Origin of the sequence: Micromonospora sp. CB01531, from assembly GCF_001905095.1 — a bacterium.
In the GTDB taxonomy this organism is placed as follows: Bacteria; Actinomycetota; Actinomycetes; order Mycobacteriales; family Micromonosporaceae; genus Micromonospora.
Map to the genome: position 1 here is coordinate 173,354 of NZ_LWLS01000002.1, position 18,784 is coordinate 192,137.

The following is an 18,784-nucleotide window of genomic DNA, read 5'->3' on the forward strand; positions in this document are numbered from 1 at the left end:
CCATCGAGTACGGGCCACCGGCGCGTATCGTTCGCGGCGATGGCCGACAACATTGCCCGGGTCTTCGCCGACGCGATCGCGACCGACCCCACGCGCCCCCTGCTGACCTGGTACGACGACGCCACCGGCGAACGCACCGAGCTGTCCGGGGCGACCTTGGCGAACTGGGTGGCCAAGACGGCCAACCTGCTCGTCGACGAGGTGGCCCTCGCCCCCGCCGACCCGGCGGCCGTGCTGCTGCCCCCGCACTGGCAGACCGCCGCCGTGCTGCTCGGCTGCTGGTCGGCGAAGCTGACCGTGGTCGACGCCCCGGGTGCCGTAGACGTGCTCTTCGCCGCGGCGGACCGGGTCGACGAGGCGGCTGCCTGGTCGGCCGGCGAGCGGTACGCGCTCGCGCTCGACCCGTTCGCCCTGCCGATGCGGCAGGTGCCGGCGGGCTTCGCCGATTTCGTGTCGGCGGTACGCGGCCACGGCGACCACTTCACGCCGTACCCGCAGGGTGGCGACGGGGACGCGGAGCTGCTGGCCCGCGCGGAGGCCCGGGGCGCGGAGCTCTGCCTCACCCCGGGCGACCGGCTGCTGGTCGACACCGGGCGGCACCCCGACCCGGTCGACTGGCTCCTCGCCCCGCTGGCCGCCGGCGCCAGCCTGGTCCTCTGCGGCAACCTCGACCCCGCCCGCCTCGACTCGCGCACCGCCACGGAGAAGGTCACCCGCAGCCTCGCCTGAGCGGGGGCCGCCCGGGACGCTCCCCGGCACGCACCTCAGGCGGGGGCGGACTCGTCGGTGTGGGCGCGACGCTGGGCGAAGGCCGCGAATGCGGTCAGCGACTCCGGGTTGGCCAGGGCGCCCTTGGCCGCGGCGTGGTCGACCGGAGTGCCGGTGAGGATCTTCTTGACCGGCACCTCCAGCTTCTTCGCCGAGAGCGTGCGCGGGACCGCCCGGACCTGGTGGATCTCGTCCGGGACGTGACGGGGCGACAGGGCGGTCCGCAGCTCGCGGCAGATCTTCCTCCGCAGCTCGTCGTCCAGCTCCAGCCCCTGGTCCAGCACTACGAAGAGCAACAGCTCACCCGCCCCACCCTGGTCGTCCTCGAGGTGCACCACCACCGAGTCGACCACCTCGTCCAGCCCCTCGACCACCGAGTAGAACTCGGCGGTGCCGAGGCGTACGCCACCCCGGTTCAGGGTGGCGTCCGAGCGCCCGGTGATCACACAACCGCCCCGCTCGTTGACGGTGATCCAGTCGCCGTGCCGCCAGACGCCCGGGTAGACCTCGAAGTACGCCTCCCGGTAGCGGGTGCCCTCCGGGTCGTTCCAGAAGCCCACCGGCATGCTCGGCATCGGCGCGGTGATGACCAGCTCGCCCAGCTCTCCGATGACCGGGGTGCCGTCCGCGGAGCGGGCCTCGACCTTCGCGCCGAGCGCCCGGCAGGCGATCTCCCCGGCGTGCACCGGCAGCAGCGGCACGCCCCCGACGAAGCCGGTGCAGACGTCCGTGCCGCCGGACAGCGACTGGAGCTGGAGTTGCTCGCCGACGTTCTCGTACACCCAGGTGAAGCCCTCGGCGGGCAGCGGCGCGCCGGTCGAGCCGAGACCGCGCAGCGCGGCGAGGTCGGCGATCTCCTTCGGGGCCAGACCGGCCTTGCGGCAGGCCAGCAGGAACGGCGCGGAGGTGCCGAAGTAGGTGGTGCCGGTCTGCTCCGCCAGCCGCCAGAGCGCGCCCAGGTCCGGGTGGCCCGGGTTGCCGTCGAACAGCACGATGGTCGCGCCCACCGCCGGACCGGAGACCAGGAAGTTCCACATCATCCAGCCGGTGGTGGTGAACCAGAAGAACCGGTCCGCCGGGCCCAGGTCGTGGTGCAGGGCCAGCATCTTCAGATGCTCCAGCAGGATGCCGCCGTGGCCGTGCACGATCGGCTTCGGCAGGCCGGTGGTGCCGGAGGAGTAGAGCACGTAGAGCGGGTGATCGAAGGGCACCGGGGTGAAGGTCAACGGCTCGTCGGTCTCCGCCGCCAGCTCCGCCCAGGAGATCCCGCCCGCTGCCGGCGCGCCGGCCGGGTCGAGGTACGCGATGCCGACGGTGTGCTCCAGCGACGGCAGCGCGGCCCGGATGGCGGCCACCTCGCCCCGCCGGTCCACCGGCTTGTCGCCGTACCGGTAGCCGTCCACGGCGACCAGGACCTTCGGCTCGATCTGCTGCCACCGGTCGGTGACGCTGCGGGTGCCGAACTCCGGCGCGCAGGAGGAGAAGATCGCGCCCAGGCTGGCGGTGGCGAGCAGCAGTACGAAGGTCTCCGGGATGTTCGGCGCGTACGCCGCCACCCGGTCGCCCTGGCCGACGCCGAGCCTGCGCAGCCCGGCCGCGACCCGGCGGACCCGCTCGCGCAGCTCCGCGGCGGTCAGCGTCTCCGGCGCCCGGGTCTGCCCGTGCGCGATCACCACCGGGTCGTCGTCCCCCCGGCCCGGCATCCGCAGCACGTTCTCCGCGTAGTTGAGCGTCACGCCGGGGAACCAGCGGGCGCCCGGCATGGCCGGGTCGGTGAGTGTGGCGGTCGGCGGGGTGTGCGCCACCACCTCGAAGTAGTCCCAGATCGACCGCCAGAAGGCGTCGAGGTCCGTCACCGACCAGCGCCACAGCGCGTCGTAGTCGGCGAACTCCAGCCCCCGGTGCTCGGCCAGCCAGCGCAGGTAGTCGCCGATCCGGGACCGCTCGCGCACGTCGGCCGGCGGCGTCCACAGCACGTCACCCACTGCTCCACCCTCCCTGAGGCCCCGTCACGACACTGTGCATGGGCCGTGGCGCCATCTTGCCCTACCCAGCGTCGCCATTCTCCGCACCGGGTGCCGGTCAGGGGGCGTGCCCGCCCCACATCTCCACCCCTCCAACAGTGTGGCTGGGCGGGGAGGCGTCCCGCCAACGCCGCGCGCGGTGGCGGGATGCTCGGCGCCTCCTCAGCCGGCCCGGTGGGCCTGGATCGCCCGGCGGCGGGCCAGCCGGTGGGCGCGGCGGATCTCGGCCTCCCGGTAGCGGCGCTCGTCCTCCGGGGTCTCCGGCAGCACCGGCCGGACCGGGCGCGGTGCGCCGCCCACGTCCACCCCGACGAAGACCAGGTACGCCGTGGCGACCGGGACCGGCTCGTCCTCGGCCGAGTCCCAGCGCTCGGCGACCACCTTCACCCCGACTTCCATCGAGGTGTGCCCGGTCCAGTTGACCTGGGCGTGCGCGTGCACCAGGTCGCCCACCCGGACCGGCTCCGAGAAGACGATCTCGTCGATCGAGGCGGTGACCGCGGTGCCACCGCTGTGCCGGGCCGCGGCGGCCCCGGCCACGTCGTCGACGAACTTCATCAGTACCCCACCGTGCACGGTCCCGTACAGATTGACATCGACTGCGGTCATGATCCGGCTGAGCGTGACCCGCGAATACGAGGTCGGCTTGCCCACCGGCCCGGTGGAGGGGTGATCTGTCATGCCGGAAACGGTACGGTGCGCGGATGCGACATCTCTGGAGCTTCCTCGCCGGGTTGGTGGTGGCGCCCGTCACCTGGGTGCTCGTCACCCTCGGTCAGGACGGGTCTGCAGGCACCGTGCACCGCTGGGTGGAGATCGGCACCTACAGCACGCCCAACCTGATCGAGCCGGCCGTGTACCTCGGCGTCGCCGGCATCCTGCTCGGCCTGCTCGGCACGCTGCGCTTCTCGCCGCTCGGTCCGCTCGTGGCCGGGCTGCTGCTGACCATCCCGTACCTCGGGATGTTCGTCGCGCCATTCACCGTCCGGGACCGGATCCCCGAGGGCTGGAAGGTGCTCGGGGACCCGCTGCCACTGCGCCAGCCGGTGGAAAACGGCACGCTGTTCCTGATCGGCATGCTGCTGCTGATGGCCGTGCTCAGCGGGCAGCGCTGGCGGCAGTGGCCCGGGCGGCCGGCGGCCGAGGCGGAGCTGACCTCGGCCGACAAGCCGATCGAGCAGACCCAGTCGTTCAGCGCCTGGCCCCCGGCCGACACGACGGACACCGCCCCGCTGACGCTGGGTTACCCCGACGCCACCCCCACCGAGCCCCTGCCCCGCCGCAGCGCCGGCGAGTCGCCGTGGTCCGCGCCGCCGCGGGCGACCGGCCGACCGGAGGGCACCACCGAGACCCGTTGAGCACCGCGGGCGGGCCGGGTTCCCGGCCCGCCCGCCCGATCATCGCGGCCGGCCTGGTCAGCCGTTCTCCAGGGTAAGCAGGCCGCGGCGGAAGGCGGCGGCGACGGCAGCGGCTCGGTCGTTGACGCCGAGCTTCGTGTAGATGTGCAGCACGTGGCTCTTCACCGTGGCCTCGCTGATGAACAGGCGCGCGGCGGCTTCGCGGTTGGTGGCGCCCTCGGCGATGAGGCGGAGGACCTCCAACTCCCGGGAGCTCAGCGGGTCGGCGGGCGTGCGGACCTGGCCGAGGAGGCGGGTGGCCACCGACGGGGAGAGCACGGCTTCGCCCCGCGCCGCCGTACGGACGGCATGGACGAGCTCGTCGCGGCCGGTGTCCTTGAGGACGTAGCCGGTGGCCCCGGCCTCGACGGCGGGCACGACGTCCCGGTCGGTGTCGTAGGTGGTGAGGACGAGGACGCGGGCCGCGATGCCGAGCCCGGCGAGTTCCTTGATCGCGGCGACGCCGTCCATCCTGGGCATCCGCAGGTCCATGAGGATCACGTCGGGGTTCAGCGCCCGCGCGAGTGCGACGGCCTCGGCACCGTCTCCGGCCTCGCCGAGCACCTCGAATCCCGGGTCGCCGGCGAACATGCCGCGGATGCCGTCGCGCACGACCGGATGGTCGTCGACGATCAGCAGCCGGATCAGAGGCTCAGCCACGGGCCACCGCCGGAACGCTCGCGGAGATCGCCGTGCCGAGGCCGGGCTCCGACTCGATCGCCAGCGTGCCGGCCAGCCGGCTGACCCGCTTGCGCATCGAGGCCAGGCCGAAGCCGCCGCCGTCCCGGACCCGCTCGGGATCGAACCCGGCGCCGTCGTCGCGCACGTCCAGGGTGACCAGGTCCTCCATGTACGACAGGGTCAGCCCGACCCGGGACGCGCCGGCGTGCTTGGCCGCGTTGGCCAGGGCCTCCTGCGCGGTGCGCAGCAGCGTCTCCTCAACCTCGGGATGCATGGGCCGGACCGTACCAGTGGTGGCGAAATCCACCCGTACGCCGTTGAGCTCGCCCCACCCGGTGACGATGTCTCGCAGCGCCTCGGGCAGCGGCGCCGCCGCCAGCTGGCCCGGTCCCACCGCGTGCACCGAGCGCCGGGCCTCGGCCAGGCTCTCCCGTGCCAGCCGTACCGCGTTGTCCACATGGCGCCGCCAGTCCTCGGCCTGCTGCGCCGCTTGGAGCTGGGTGATGATGCCGGTCAGTCCCTGGGCGAGGGTGTCGTGGATCTCCGCCGCCATGCGCTGCCGTTCGTCGAGCACGCCCCCCTCGCGTGCCTGGACCAGCAGTTGGGCGTGCAGTCCCGCGTTCTCCCGCAGCGCCTCCTCGAGCTGCGCCACCATGCGCTGGCGTTCGGCGCTTCGCTCGGCCGTGACCTCGCCGACGAAGCTGAACAGGCCGACCACCGCCACGATGGCGGCGATGAAGAACAGGTAGGTGAGGATTCCGGACGGGGTCGGATCGGGCAGACCGCCACCGTAGGCCGCGACGCTGATCGTCGCCGTGGCGGTCACCCCGATGAACCGCCAATATCCCTTCAGGTACTGCCAGGAGTGGAGGTATCCAACAAATCCGAAGAAGCTCGCAAACCACATCCCTCGGGTGCAGAGCACTCCGATCAGCACCACGAGCCCAGCCACGTAGACCGCACCGCGCGGTACCAGCCAGATCCAGGCGGCGGCGAACGCGGCCAGGCCGAGCGTGGCCCACGACCTGCCGGCGGTCAGCAGGGCGAGCACCGTGGAGGTCGCCAGCAGGACGTACGGCGCCGCCGCCAGCTGCCGCTCCAGCAGCCGCTCCCACCGGTCGAGCCGCCTGGTCATCGCTCACTCCCAGCGGAAGTACTTCGCCGCAGCGATGCTGACGACCACGGCGTACGCGGCCAGCACACCGAGCAGCAGGGGACTGGGAGCTGCGTCCGCCCAGACGTCCCGCAGGCACTGCCGGAATGCGCCCAGCGGGGTGTATTCCCCGATCCGGGCCACGATAGTGGGCATCTGATCCGTGGGCTGCATGAGCCCGGCGAGGTAGGCCATCGGGAAGTACAGCAGGACACCGATCCCGTTGGCCGCCCGGCCGTTCGGCGCCACCGCCGCGATGAGCAGGCCGACCGCGAACATGGCCGCCGTACCGAACAGGAAGGCCAGCACACCGGGCAGCACCCGGGTGGGCAGGTGCGCGCCCAGGACGGTACCCGCCACCGCCAGCAGCAGGGCGCACGCGGTCAGGGCGAGGACGAACTGCAGGAGCAGCTGCACCACCAGCAGGTTTCCTGGGCGGACCGGCGTGGTGGAGAGCCTGCGCAGGATGCCCCGCTCGCGGTAGGTGGCCATGGTGGTCGGCAGCAGGTACAGACCCACGAGCCCCACGGCGATCGCCAGCGCCATCGGCAGGAGCACGGTGTCACCCCGCTCGATGGAGCTGCCGAAGACCACCAGGATGAAGAGCGGGATGAGCAGCGCGAACATCGCCCCAGGTTCCCTGGTCAGCAACTTCAGCTCGACGATGGCGAGCTTGGTCATGGTCTTCCTCCGTCAGTGGGTGGCGTCGAACGAGCGGCCGGTCAGGGCGACGAACGCGTCGTCGAGGGTGCGCTTGTCGATGCGCAGGTCGCTGACCAGGACGTGGTGGCGGGCGAGTTGTGCGGTGACCGCCGTGGCGAAGTCACCCCTGCCGGTGACGACCACCCGGTTTCCCGTCCGGGTCACGCCGGTCACCCCGGGCAGCCCGCCCAGCTCGACCATGTCCCCAGCCATCACCGTGAACCGCATGTGGTGCTCGGCATCGATCCCGTCGACCAACCCGGACGGGGTGTCCATCGCAACGACCCTGCCGCCGTCGAACACGGCGACGCGGTCGCAGAGCTCCTCCACCTCGTCCATGAAGTGGCTGACCAGCACCACTGTCACGCCGCTCGCCCGGACGCGCTTGATCAGCTCCCAGGTGGTGCGGCGCGCCTGCGGGTCGAGCCCCGTGGTCAACTCATCGAGAAACGCCACCTGCGGATTGCCCACCAACGCCAGCGCAATGAACAGCCGTTGTTTCTGGCCACCGGACAGCTTCCCGAAGCGGGCGTTGCGCTTCTCCGTCAGCGCCCACTCCTCCAGCAGCCCACGCCAGTCCCGGGGTTTGGCATAGAAGGAGGCGTACAGGTCGAGCACCTCCCACACCAGGATGTTCTCCGGCAACTGCGTGTGCTGGAGCTGCACCCCGACCTGCTCGCGTACCTTGCGCCCGTCCTTCACCGGGTCGAGGCCGAGCACCCTGATCGACCCGCCGTCGGGCCGCCGCAGCCCCTCCACGCACTCCACGGTGGTGGTCTTGCCGGCGCCGTTCGGCCCGAGTATGCCGAAGATCTCGCCCTCCTCCACCGAGAACGACACCCCGTCCAGAACGGTCAGGTCCGCGTACCCCTTGCGGAGGTCGTTGACTTCGATGACTGCCATGGCTCAAGCATCTTTTGCCTGTCGCCGGGGCGAATCGATCTGCCAGCCATGCTCAGCCCGGGATCCTGCTGACCAGAAAATCCACCGACTGGTTGATGCGCGGCCCGAGGAACTGTGGCGCCGCGGGGACCTCCTCGAAGACAGCGAACCCCGCCTCCCGCAAACGGGAGACGGGGTTCCGCAGGTCAACGCCTACTTCATCAGCTGGCGGGCCATGACGATGCGCTGCACCTGGTTGGTGCCCTCGTAGATCTGGGTGATCTTGGCATCCCGCATCATCCGCTCGACAGGGTAGTCGCGGGTGTAGCCGTAACCGCCGAGCAGCTGCACGGCGTCCGTGGTGATCTCCATGGCGGCGTCCGAGGCGAAGCACTTCGCGGCGGCGCCGAAGTAGGTAAGGTCCGCGTCACCCCGCTCGGACTTGCCGGCGGCGGCGTAGGTGAGCTGCCGGGCGGCCTCCAGCTTCATGCCCATGTCGGCGAGCATGAACTGGATGCCCTGGAAGTCGGCGACGGGCTTGCCGAACTGCTTGCGCTCCTGGACGTAGCCCTTGGCGTAGTCCAGCGCGCCCTGGGCGATGCCGACCGCCTGAGCGGCGATGGTGACCCGGGTGTGATCCAGGGTCCGCATGGCGGTGGCGAAGCCGGTGCCCTCCCCGCCGATCATGCGGTCCGCCGGGATCCGCACGCTGTCGAAGTAGACCTCACGGGTGGGCGAGCCCTTGATGCCGAGCTTCTTCTCCGGCGCGCCGAAGCTGACCCCGGGGTCGGACTTCTCCACCACGAACGCGGAGATGCCCTTCGACCGCGCTGTGGGATCCGTCATAGCGAAGACGGTGTAGTACTCGGAGACCCCGGCGTTGGTGATCCACCGCTTCACGCCGTTGAGCACCCAGTGGTCGCCGTCCCGGACCGCCTTCGTGGTCATCGAGGCGGCGTCGCTACCCGCCTCCGGCTCGGAGAGGCAGTACGAGAACATCGCGTCGCCGGCCGCGACCGGGGTCAGGTACTTCCGCTTGAGCTCCTCGGAGCCGGCCAGGATCAGCGGCATGGTGCCCAGCTTGTTCACCGCCGGGATCAGCGAGGACGCAGCGCAGGCACGGGCCACCTCCTCGATCACGATGGCCGTGGCCAGCGCGTCCGCGCCGGCGCCGCCATACTCGACGGGGATGTGCGGGGCATGGAAGTCGGCCGTCCGCAGCGCGTCGTACGACGCCTTGGGGAACTCACCCGTCTCATCCGCCTCGGCGGCCTGCGGAGCCACCTTCGCCGCACAGACCTCCCGCACCGCCTCCCGGATCGCCTCGTGCTCCTCCGGCAATCGGTAGACGTCGAACGACTGCTCCGCGGCCATGTGGCCCCTCCCCTTCACCGCTAAGATGCGCAAGCCGAGCGCTTTGAGTGCCGCCGACCGCACAGAGTCAAGGATAGCGACCGAGGATTCGGGGCTCCTTACCGCCGCGTAGGCTCGAGCATGATGGGCGTCGAAGCCGAGCGATGACCACAGCACCACAGGAAGTCCCCCCACCGGCGCCCGGCCAGGCGCCGCAGCAGAATGCGACGCAAGGAAGCGCCGCCAGTGCGAGCGGAGAGACAGGCGTGACGATCCCCTACCCGAACACCCAGCCGGTGCCGGCCATCGCCGCGGTGACCCCGCCCTCGGGTGCCGCTCGACCCCGAGTGACCTTCCTCGGCACCGGCTACCTCGGTGCGACGTACGCCATCTGTTACGCCGAGCTCGGCTACGAGGTGCTCGGCTTCGACGTCGACGCCGACAAGATCGCCAAGCTGAACGCCGGCGAGGTCCCGATCCACGAGCCCGGCCTGGACGAGCTGCTCCGGCGCAACCTGGCCGCCGGCCGGCTCCGGTTCAGCACCGACATCCAGGAGACCGCCGACTTCGGCGACGTGCACTTCATCTGCGTGGGCACCCCGCAGCGGGCCGACGGCATGGGCGCCGACCTGTCGTACGTCGAGGCGTCGGTGACCAGCCTCGCCCAGCACCTGACCCGCAAGGCCCTGATCGTCGGCAAGTCCACCGTCCCGGTGGGCACCGCCGAGTGGGTGGAGCAGCTGGTCGGCAAGCACACCACGGCCGACCTGGGCGTCGAGGTGGCGTGGAGCCCCGAGTTCCTCCAGGAGGGCTTCGCCGTCGACGACGTGCTGCGACCCAACCGGATCGTGGTCGGGGTCAAGAGCGAGTGGGCCAACGGGATGCTCTACGCCGCCCACAAGGGCGTCTTCGACCTGGCCGCCACCGAGGACCGCGAGGTGCCGCTGGTGGTCACCGACTTCGCCACCGCCGAGCTGGTCAAGGTCGCCGCGAACGCCTTCCTCGCCACCAAGATCTCCTTCATCAACGCGATGGCCGAGGTCTGCGAGGCCGCCGGCGGCGACGTCACCCAGCTGGCCCGCTCGATCGGGTACGACCCCCGCATCGGCAACCGGTTCCTCCAGGCCGGGCTCGGCTTCGGCGGCGCCTGCCTGCCCAAGGACATCCGGGCCTTCCAGGCCCGCGCCCAGGAGCTCGGCGCCGGCGAGGCGCTGCGCTTCCTACACGAGGTCGACCTGATCAACCTGCGCCGGCGGACCCGGGTGGTCCAGCTCGCCGCCGAGCTGCTCGGCCGCCGGTCGGGCCCGGCCGGCCCGGACCTCTCCGGCACCCGGATCGCGGTGCTCGGCGCCACCTTCAAACCGAACACCGACGACGTCCGGGACGCCCCGGCGCTGGCGGTCGCCTCGCTGCTCGGCAAGGCCGGCGCCGACGTGCACGTGTTCGACCCGCAGGGCATCGAGAACGCGCGCCGGGCGGTACCCGAGCTGACCTACGAGGCGAGCATGACCGAGGCCGTGCGCGACGCCGATCTGGTCTGCGTGCTCACCGAGTGGGCCGAGTTCCGCAACGCCGACCCGGTCGCCCTGGGTGAGCTGGTCAACGGCCGCAAGGTGGTCGACGGTCGCAACTGCCTCGACTCCACCTTGTGGACGCAGGCGGGCTGGGAGTACCGCGGCATGGGTCGCCCCTGACCCACGGACCGTTCCGGCTCGGCGCGGCCGCGCCACGCCCCGGAACGGTCGATCGGCACCCATCCCGGCTCCACACGTGCGCCGCCGGGCCGCGACCCGGCAGGGTCGACCGGCCCGGCGGTCTTTTGTTGCGCCGAACGCGCCGGCAACGGTCGAAATCCGCGCCCGGTCAAGGCATGCTGCGACAGTGGAGGTCCACAGTGCGGGCCGGCCGGACGGAGGGGTGTCGTGCAGTCCTTCAGGTGCGCCTCGTGCGGACGGGAGATCAAGCCGGCCGTGGTCTGCCCGCACTGCGGGGCGGACCAGCCACAGTGGGCCGAGCATCTGGGCGACATCGAACGCTCGATCGCGGAGATGAAGGCCCGCGACGCCGAGATCGCCCGCGAACAGCGGCAGATCGCCGCCAAGCTGCAGGCCGCCCTCTTCCAGCGGGACATCCTCGCGCACGCCGGCGAGGAACGGGTCCGGCAGTCCACCCGGCCCCGCCGGGTGCTGCGCCGCCGGCCCGGCCGCCGCCCGCCCACCGCCACCACGGGCGCCCCGCCCCGGGTGCCCCGCCAGGGCACCCCGCCGCCGGGCCCGGACGACCTTCCGCCCCGGGCCAGGCCGCACTGGCTCGACGTGGACAACCCCGAGCATCCGCCGGAGGCGTCCTCCCGGGAGGTGCAGAACATCCCCCTCGGGCTCGGCGCGCTGCTCCTCGGCGTCGCCGCGGTGGTCTTCGCCGCGGTCGCCACCAGCTCGCTGGACGCGCTGGCCCGGCTCGGCGTGCTGCTGGTGGCGACGGTGCTGATGCTGCTCGCCCCGCCGGTGCTGGCCCGCCGAGGGCTCACCTCCACCGCCGAGACGATCGCCTCGGTCGGCCTGCTGCTGCTGCCGCTGGCCGGGTACGCACTCTGGGCCGTCGACCGGATCGGCGGCACCTCCGGCTCGACCTTTGCCGGGTCGATCTTCCTGGTCACCGCCTTGATCGCGTTCGGGTACGCGCACTGGACCGGCCTGCGCGCGCCCCGCTTCGCCACCGTCCTGGCCGCCCAACCGGTGCTGCCGCTGCTGGCCTACGAGCGGATCACCGGGCCGGCCGGCTGGGCCCTGGTGCTGGCCGTGGTGGCCGTCGTCGACCTCGCGCTGGCCCGCTCGGCGGTGGTCCTCGAACGGCCGGTCCGGCGGGACCTGCCCGCCCCGGCGCCGGCACCCACCCCGCCCCGGCAGCGCAGTGCCGACGACCGCCCGGAGACGGACCCGGAGGAGTCGGCCGAGGTGCTCGGCGCGGAGCCGGCCGACGAGGGCGCCGCCACGCCGGCCCGCCCGGTGCCCTGGCTGCGGGAGCTGACCTGGCTGCTGCACGGCGGGACGGTCGCCGTCGCCTTGGCGTACGCGGTCACCGCGCTGCTGCGGGCCGCCACCGTACCGGTGGCCGCCGGCGCGGGCGCCGTGCTGCTGTTCGCCGCGCTGGTCGGGCTGGCCGGGACGCTCGTGCTGCGCCGGCCGCCGTTGCCGGACCTGGGCGCGGGCATCGTCACCCTCGCGGTGATCGGCGCACTGGGTCGGGTCGCCTCGGTCGCCTACCCCGGCCGGTCGCTACTGCTCATCGCCGCGGTGATCGCGCTGACCGGGTTCGCCGTCCGCGGCGTACCGGAACAGGCCCGGCGCGGCCCGCAGCTCGCCTCGGCGGTGGCGCTGACCGTCAGCGGCCTGGTGGTGGCCGGGGGCGCGCTACGCGCCGGGCTGGCACCGGTACGCGCGGCGCTGCCCGCCTGGTCGGCGGACCTGAGTCAGTGGCACGCCGAGCTGGCGGCGGCGGTCGGGCCGACCGGCTGGCAGCTCGCCGCAAGCGCCCTGCTGCTCACGATCGCCGCGGTGGTCGCCCTGCCGCCGGAGATCCGGCGTGACTTCGCGGTGGTCGGGGCGGCGCTGACCGCCCTCGCCGTACCCGCCTCCCTCGGGCTTGGCTGGGCGGCCGCCTGCTGGCCGATGGTGCTGACCGCGGTGGGCATCGGCGTCCTGGGACTGGCCGCCGGCTCCGAGCGCTCGGCCGTGGTGCACGCCGTCACCGCCGCCGCGCTGGGCGTGATCGGCGCCGGTGCCGCGCTCGCCCGGCCGGCGCTCACCGCCGCCGCGCTGACCACCCTCTGCCTGGCCGGCGCGCTGGTGTCGCTGGCTCCCCGGGTCCGGATCGCCGCCGCCGTGGCGAACACGGTCTGCGGCTGGGCGGCCGGCGGTGCGGCGTTCGCGCTGCCGGGGGCGGTGGCCGCGTTCGTCGCCGCCACCGTGCCGGCCGGCCCGGCGCCCACCCCGGCGAGCCTGCGCGAGGTGACCGTCCCGATCCTGGCGGCGAGCTTCCTCGGCGTCTGCGTCAGCCTCGGCTACGCCGCCCTCGTCCAGGTCGCGCAGCGGCACCTGAGTGCGCCGCACGCGATCGGCACCGTGCTGGGCGCGGTGGCGGTCGCCGCCGCCGGGTTCGGGGCACCCGGCGCCACCACCGCCGACGCCTGGGTCGGCGGGCTCCTGCTGCTCGCCGCCGCGCTGCTGGCACTGGCCCCCCGGATCGACGCCGGCCGCCGCTCCGACCTGACCCTGGACGGGTCGGACCTGGCCCTGGCCGCCACCACGGCGGCGCTGATCGCCACCCTGGTCCGGATCGCCGCCGTGCTCGCGCCCGGCGGTCAGCTGGTGGTGGCGGCCGCGCTGGTGTTGGTGGTCGCCGTCGCCGCCCGGGCCATGCCCGAGGAGTGGCGACGCGGGCCGATCCTCGGCATCGCGGTCGGTGGCACGCTGATCGGTCTGATCGCCGGCTGGAGCGCGCTGCGCGGCGGGGTCGGGGTGCTGGCCACGCCCGGCCCGATCTGGGCCGGCGACCTGAGCGGCTGGCCGGCCGCGCCGACGGGCGGGTCGGCCGGCCAGGCGCCCGTCGCGCTGGCGCTGCTGGCGGTCGCCGCCAGCATCCTGCTGCCGCCGCCCTGGAAGTACGACGTCGCCGGGGCGGCCGTCGTGCTCGCCACCATCGGTGCCCCGGCCGCGTTCAACCTGCCCTGGTGGTCGCCGGTGCTGGTGGGCGCCATGGTCGCGACGGTCTTCGGGATGGCGGCGGTGGCTTCGCTGGACCCCCGGGCCGCGCTGTCCCGGGCCACCGTGGCGGGGGTGATCGCCCTGCACGCCGCCGGCGCCGGCCTGGTCCGCCCGTGGACCACCGCGCTAGCGCTCGGCAGCATCGTGCTGATCGGCGTGGTGGTGGCCATCCTGGCCCGGGCGCTCGCGCCGTCGCTCGTCGAGGACGTCCGCACCGAGGGGATGCCGCCGCACCTGGTGCAGGTGGGCGGCGCGGCGGCGGGCGCCGCCCTGCTCGCCCTGCCCGGGGCGGTGGCCGCCCTGGCCGCCGAGTTCGGCCGCCCCCCGCAGGTGGTGCTTACCGCCGCGCTGGCCGCGTCCAGCATCGGCCTGGCCGCCGTGGCCGCGGCCCGCCGGCAGATCCCGCAGTACCTGCCGTACGTGAGCGTGGCGGTGGTGGGCGCTGCGACGATCAGCGCGGTGGCCGCCGTGATCACCCGCCTGCCCTCCGGCGTGTACGCCGCCGCGGCGGCGCTGCTCGGCGTGCTCGCCGAGCTGGTCCGCGCCGCCACCACCCCGCCGGTCGGGTCGGCCCGGCCGGTACGCCGCTGGTCGGTACTGCTGGACGGGGCGATGCGCCGGCTGCCCGACGACGGCACCGAGCTGCGCTGGCGGGTGAGCCCCGCCGCCGGCGCCCTCGCGGCGGCGGTGCCGCCCACCGCGCTGGCCCTGGTGACCCTGACGCCGCCGCTGCTGGTGGCCCTGGTCGAGCCGTTCCGGGTGCTGCCGCGGATCTGGCAGGGGGCGCCGCCCGAACTGCTCACCCCGCCCGCGTCGGCGGTGGACCCGAGGCACGTGCTGACCGCCCTGCTGCTCACCGCGACGGCGGCGCTGGCCGCCACCGGGTTCAGCGGCGGCCGGCGCTCCCGGGCCGTGCCGGTGGTGCTGCCCGGCGCGGCGGTCACCCTGCTGATCACGCCGGTGGCGCTCGGCCACGGCTGGCCGCAGACCGCGCTGGCCGGGTTGGCGGTCTTCACCATCGCCATGCTCGGCTTGGCGCTGACCCCACCCCCGCCGCTGGTCGAGCCGGCCCGCTCGCTGCGGATCGCCCGGGTGCTGGTGTTCGCGATCGGGCTGGCCGCCGGGGGCGCCGGGCTGGCCGGCAGCCTCGCCACCCGGCAGCTGACCCTCTTCACGCTGGGCGGGGCGGTCGGCGTGGGCGTGGTCGCCGCGCTCTTCGGCACCACCCAGCGGGCCCGCATCCTCGGCTGGCTGTTCGCCTCACTGATGGCCGAGCTGTTCGTGCTCACCCTCGGCCTGGTCGCCGGGCTCGCGGCGGTCTGGTCGGCGTTCGGGGTGCTGGCGGTAGGGGCGGCGCTCCAGGTCTTCGCCGCCACCCTGCCCCGGCTGCGCCGTCCCGAGGCGTACCGGGAGTCGGCCACGGTGGAGTGGAGCGGGTACGCGGCCGCGCTCATCGCGCTGGCGCTGGCGTACGACTCGCCCCGGCACATCGCCGCGCTGCTGGCCGCCTGGGGCGCCGTCCTCGGGGTGGCGGCCGGACGTCCAGGACGCCGGCCGGTGGAGCGGCGGATCCTGTTCTGGTCGGTGGTCGCCTGCGAGATCACCGCCTGGTGGATCCTCATGCGGGTGGCCGACGTGGCACTGCCCGAGGCGTACACCCTGCCGTTCGCCCTGCTCGCCCTGCTGGTCGGGGTGCTGGAACTGCGCCACCGGCCCGACCTGTCGAGCTGGGTGGCGTACGGGCCGGCGCTGGTCGCCGCGTTCCTGCCGACCCTGGCGATCGTGCTGGCCACCGACACCAGCATGCTGCGGCAGGTCCTGCTGCTGCTCGGCGCCGTGGCGGTGCTGATCTTCGGGTCGACCAGCCGGCAGCAGGCGCCGGTGATCGTGGGTGCCACGGTGACCGCGGTGACCGCGGTGCACGCGTTGATCAGTCTCGGCCCGTGGCTGGTGCTGATCCCGGTCGGCATCCTCCTGCTGGTGCTCGGCGCGAGCAACGAGCGCCGCCGCCGGGCCCAGGAGCGGCTGCAGACCGCCCTGCGCGGCATGCGATGAATCGGAGGGGCTCGTCCACCGTCGGGGGGCAGGCTCAGCGCGCCAGGCCCGCGCGGGCCTGGCGCGGGAGGCCCGGCACCACCGATCAGGCGAGCGAGGCGCGGAGGTTCGCCTCCTTCTCGGCGACCAGCTCCTCCAGGCTCGCCTGGTACGCAACCATCCGCTCGCGCAGCACCGGGTCCGACGCGGCCAGGATCCGCACGGCGAGCAACCCGGCGTTTCGCGCATTGCCGATCGACACCGTGGCGACCGGCACGCCGGCCGGCATCTGCACGATGGACAGCAACGAGTCCATCCCGTCGAGGTACTTGAGGGGCACCGGCACGCCGATCACCGGCAGCGGCGTGACGGAGGCGACCATGCCGGGCAGGTGAGCCGCCCCGCCGGCCCCGGCGATGATCACCTTGAGCCCGCGGTCGGCGGCGGTCCGGCCGTACTCGATCATCTTGGCCGGGGTGCGGTGCGCCGACACCACACCGACCTCGTACGGCACCTCGAACTCGGCGAGCGCCTCGGCGGCGGCCTCCATGGTCGGCCAGTCCGAGTCGCTGCCCATGATCAGCCCAACGGTGCTCACTGCTTCCCCTCCCGCAGCCAGCGGGCGGCTCGCGCGGCCCGGGCCCGTACGTCGTCCAGGTCGTTCCCCAGCACGGTGACGTGCCCGATCTTGCGGCCGGGCCGGACCTGCTTGCCGTACAGGTGGACCTTGGCCCCGGGCTCAGCGGCGAAAAGGTGGTGCAGCCGCTCGTCGATGGGCATCCCGCCCGGTTCGCCGCCGAGCACGTTCGCCATCACCACGACCGGCGCGGTGAGCGAGGTGTCCCCCATCGGGTAGTCGAGCACGGCGCGCAGGTGCTGCTCGAACTGGGAGGTCCGGGCTCCCTCGATGGTCCAGTGCCCGGAGTTGTGCGGGCGCATGGCCAGCTCGTTCACCACCAGGCCGGCGGGCGCCTCGAACAGCTCCACGGCGAGCAGGCCGACCACGCCGAGCGCGGTGGCCAGGTCGATGGCCAACTGCTGGGCGGCGACCGCCAATTCCTCGGGCAGGTCGGGCGCCGGGGCGAGCACCTCTACGCAGATCCCGTCCCGCTGCACGGTCTCCACCACCGGGTACACGGCGACCTGCCCGAACGGCGAACGGGCCACCTGCACCGCCAACTCCCGGCGCAGCGCGACCCGCTCCTCCACGATCAGCCGGGTGCCCCCGGCGAGCAGGGTCGCGGCCAGCTCGGCGGCCTGGGCGGCGTCGTCCACCAGCCAGACGCCCCGGCCGTCGTAGCCGCCGCGGGCCGCCTTCAGCACCACCGGCCAGCCGGTCCCCTCGCCGAAGGCGACCAGGTCGGCGGGCTCCTCGACCGGGCGCCAGGCCGGGTTCGGCGCGCCCAGCTCGCCGAGTCGCTCGCGCATCACCCGCTTGTCCTGTGCGTGCACCAGCGCCTCGGCCGGCGGGAAGAGCTTCACCCCTTCCTCGGCGAGGGTGCGGATGTGCCCGGTGGGCACGTGCTCGTGGTCGAAGGTGACCACGTCGCAGCCCTTGGCGAACGTCCGCAGGGCGGCGAGGTCGGTGTGGTCGCCGTACTGGACGTCGGCCGCGACCAGGGCCGCGCCGTCGTCCGGGGCGAGGGCCAGCACGTGCAGCGACTGGCCGAGGGCGATGGCGGCCTGGTGGGTCATCCGGGCCAGCTGGCCACCGCCCACCATGCCGACGACAGGCAGTCCGGTACGGGAATCCATAGCGCCGCCAGCCTATCCGGGCGGGCACCCGACCCACCCCCGAGGGCGGCCGAAGCCGCCTCACCGGCGCCATGGTGTCCGGTTGATCCCGGACACCGTGCCATCGTCGCGTTGGAGCCGGCGGGGCTCAGCGCGCGCCGGTGACCACGATCCGACGCGGCCCTCGGGCCACCTCGCGGGCGGTGGCCCGGGCGATCAGGACCGAGCCGACGACCGTGGGCGCCAGCCAGGCGGCCAGGTGCCCGTCGCTCATCTGCACCGCGAAGCCGGTCACGAAGGCGATCACCGTGCTGCCCATCAGGTTGAGGTGCCAGATCCGCCAGCCCCGACCGCCGAGGCCCAGCGGGCGGCGACGGGCGAACCAGAGGCCGCCGAGCAGCCAGCCGAGGGTGAGCACGCCCAGCAGGGCCAGCCCCCACAGCCGCGCCGGGTCGTAGGCGAACAGGCCGAAGGCGCTGAGGCTCAGGCCGACGGCGGCGCCCGCGTACATCCGGCCGAGGAGCGTGTGCCTGCCGCGCCGCTTCGGCGCGAGCAGCACGGGCAGGGCGAGCAGCAGCCCGACGGTGCCGCTGGCGGCGTGGATCACGACGAGAACGGTGTGCATGAGGCCCCCCTAGACCTCCCACTGTGGGAGGTCGCCATTGCCATCGTGCGACCTGACACAATGGGATGTCAAGCGATACGTGAAGGAGCTCCCCGATGCCGGAACGGCCGCTCAACGCCACCGCCGCCTCCCTGCTGGGCTTCCTGCACGACGGCCCGATGACCGGCTGGGACCTGGTCGAATACGCCCAGCAGCGGATCGGGGCGTTCTGGTCGCTGACACAGAGCCAGGTCTACCGGGAGCTGACCGCCATGGCCGCCGCCGGACTGGTGCGCGCCGGCGAGCGCGGACGCCGCGACCGCAAGCCGTACGAGATCACCGACGCCGGGCGGGCGGCATTCGCCGACTGGGCCGCCAAGCCACCGGCGGAGGAGAGTATCCGGTTCCCACTGCTGCTCACCGTGCTCTTCGGCCGGCACCTGCCGGCGGACCGGCTGGTCGCGTTCCTCGCCGAGCAGCGGGCCGCCCACGCCGCCCGGCTGGTCGAGTACGAGCAGGTCGACGCCGCGCTTCCGGACGACGCGGAGGCCGTCGACCCGTACTCGGTGGCGACGCTGCGCTTCGGGCTGGCCTACGAGCGGGCGGTGCTGGACTGGTTCGCCGACCTGCCGCCCGCGCTGCGCGGCAACGCCGGCCCGGCGGACGAACCGGGCCGGCCGCCGGAGTGA

15 protein-coding genes are annotated in these 18,784 nt (G+C 73.6%); 5 read left to right on the forward strand and 10 right to left on the reverse strand.

All coding sequences use genetic code 11. From position 1 onward, the window contains the following. Positions 1–39: 39 nt before the first annotated feature. Positions 40–729, forward strand: coding sequence for a TIGR03089 family protein (locus tag A6A27_RS03270; protein ID WP_073832842.1), 690 nt, complete (start codon positions 40–42; stop codon positions 727–729). A gap of 35 nt (positions 730–764) precedes the next feature. On the opposite strand, the gene A6A27_RS03275 is transcribed toward A6A27_RS03270, so the two are convergent. Continuing rightward, a complete protein-coding gene (locus A6A27_RS03275; RefSeq protein WP_073832843.1) occupies positions 765–2,753 on the reverse strand; it encodes an acetoacetate--CoA ligase in 1,989 nt (662 codons plus the stop codon). A 201-nt stretch (positions 2,754–2,954) separates the two neighbouring features. Then, entirely contained in the window at positions 2,955–3,473 is a 519-nt protein-coding gene (locus tag A6A27_RS03280; protein WP_073832844.1) for an acyl-CoA thioesterase, read from the reverse strand. 23 nt (positions 3,474–3,496) lie between these two features. Between A6A27_RS03280 and A6A27_RS03285 the strand changes: the two genes are divergently transcribed. Beyond that, a complete protein-coding gene (locus tag A6A27_RS03285; protein ID WP_073832845.1) occupies positions 3,497–4,150 on the forward strand; it encodes a hypothetical protein in 654 nt (217 codons plus the stop codon). A 57-nt stretch (positions 4,151–4,207) separates the two neighbouring features. On the opposite strand, the gene A6A27_RS03290 is transcribed toward A6A27_RS03285, so the two are convergent. From A6A27_RS03290 to A6A27_RS03310, 5 genes are all read right to left on the reverse strand, one after another. Continuing rightward, the gene (locus tag A6A27_RS03290) at positions 4,208–4,849 is read right to left on the reverse strand and encodes a response regulator (RefSeq protein WP_143193839.1); all 642 of its coding nucleotides are present in this window, start codon (positions 4,847–4,849) and stop codon (positions 4,208–4,210) included. Beyond that, entirely contained in the window at positions 4,842–6,005 is a 1,164-nt protein-coding gene (locus tag A6A27_RS03295) for a sensor histidine kinase (protein ID WP_073832846.1), read from the reverse strand. Before A6A27_RS03295 ends, A6A27_RS03290 begins: the two co-directional genes overlap by 8 nt. Before the next feature lie 3 nt (positions 6,006–6,008). Further along, a complete protein-coding gene (locus A6A27_RS03300; RefSeq protein WP_073832847.1) occupies positions 6,009–6,704 on the reverse strand; it encodes an ABC transporter permease in 696 nt (231 codons plus the stop codon). Positions 6,705–6,716: 12 nt separating this feature from the next. Continuing rightward, on the reverse strand, positions 6,717–7,628 hold the full coding sequence (locus tag A6A27_RS03305; protein ID WP_073832848.1) for an ABC transporter ATP-binding protein: 912 nt from the start codon (positions 7,626–7,628) through the stop codon (positions 6,717–6,719). 192 nt (positions 7,629–7,820) lie between these two features. Continuing rightward, positions 7,821–8,981: an acyl-CoA dehydrogenase family protein gene (locus A6A27_RS03310; RefSeq protein ID WP_073832849.1), complete on the reverse strand. Its 1,161-nt coding sequence runs from the start codon at positions 8,979–8,981 to the stop codon at positions 7,821–7,823. 245 nt (positions 8,982–9,226) lie between these two features. On the opposite strand from A6A27_RS03310, the gene A6A27_RS03315 reads away from it, so the two are divergent. Together A6A27_RS03315 and A6A27_RS03320 are read left to right on the forward strand one after the other, a co-directional pair. Continuing rightward, a complete protein-coding gene (locus A6A27_RS03315) occupies positions 9,227–10,654 on the forward strand; it encodes a UDP-glucose dehydrogenase family protein (protein WP_073832850.1) in 1,428 nt (475 codons plus the stop codon). Between the two features lie 228 nt (positions 10,655–10,882). Further along, a complete protein-coding gene (locus tag A6A27_RS03320; RefSeq protein ID WP_073832851.1) occupies positions 10,883–15,778 on the forward strand; it encodes an SCO7613 C-terminal domain-containing membrane protein in 4,896 nt (1,631 codons plus the stop codon). Positions 15,779–15,863: 85 nt separating this feature from the next. On the opposite strand, the gene purE is transcribed toward A6A27_RS03320, so the two are convergent. From purE to A6A27_RS03335, 3 genes are all read right to left on the reverse strand, one after another. Next, entirely contained in the window at positions 15,864–16,355 is a 492-nt protein-coding gene (gene purE / locus A6A27_RS03325) for a 5-(carboxyamino)imidazole ribonucleotide mutase (protein WP_073832852.1), read from the reverse strand. Next, positions 16,352–17,512 (reverse strand): 5-(carboxyamino)imidazole ribonucleotide synthase, encoded by a 1,161-nt coding sequence (locus A6A27_RS03330; protein WP_073832853.1) that lies wholly within the window; start codon positions 17,510–17,512, stop codon positions 16,352–16,354. Before A6A27_RS03330 ends, purE begins: the two co-directional genes overlap by 4 nt. A 127-nt stretch (positions 17,513–17,639) precedes the next feature. Next, on the reverse strand, positions 17,640–18,116 hold the full coding sequence (locus A6A27_RS03335) for a hypothetical protein (RefSeq protein WP_073832854.1): 477 nt from the start codon (positions 18,114–18,116) through the stop codon (positions 17,640–17,642). 95 nt (positions 18,117–18,211) lie between these two features. Between A6A27_RS03335 and A6A27_RS03340 the strand changes: the two genes are divergently transcribed. Next, positions 18,212–18,784 carry a PadR family transcriptional regulator gene (locus tag A6A27_RS03340; protein WP_073832855.1) on the forward strand — a complete coding sequence of 191 codons (573 nt, stop codon included), beginning with the start codon at positions 18,212–18,214 and terminating at the stop codon, positions 18,782–18,784.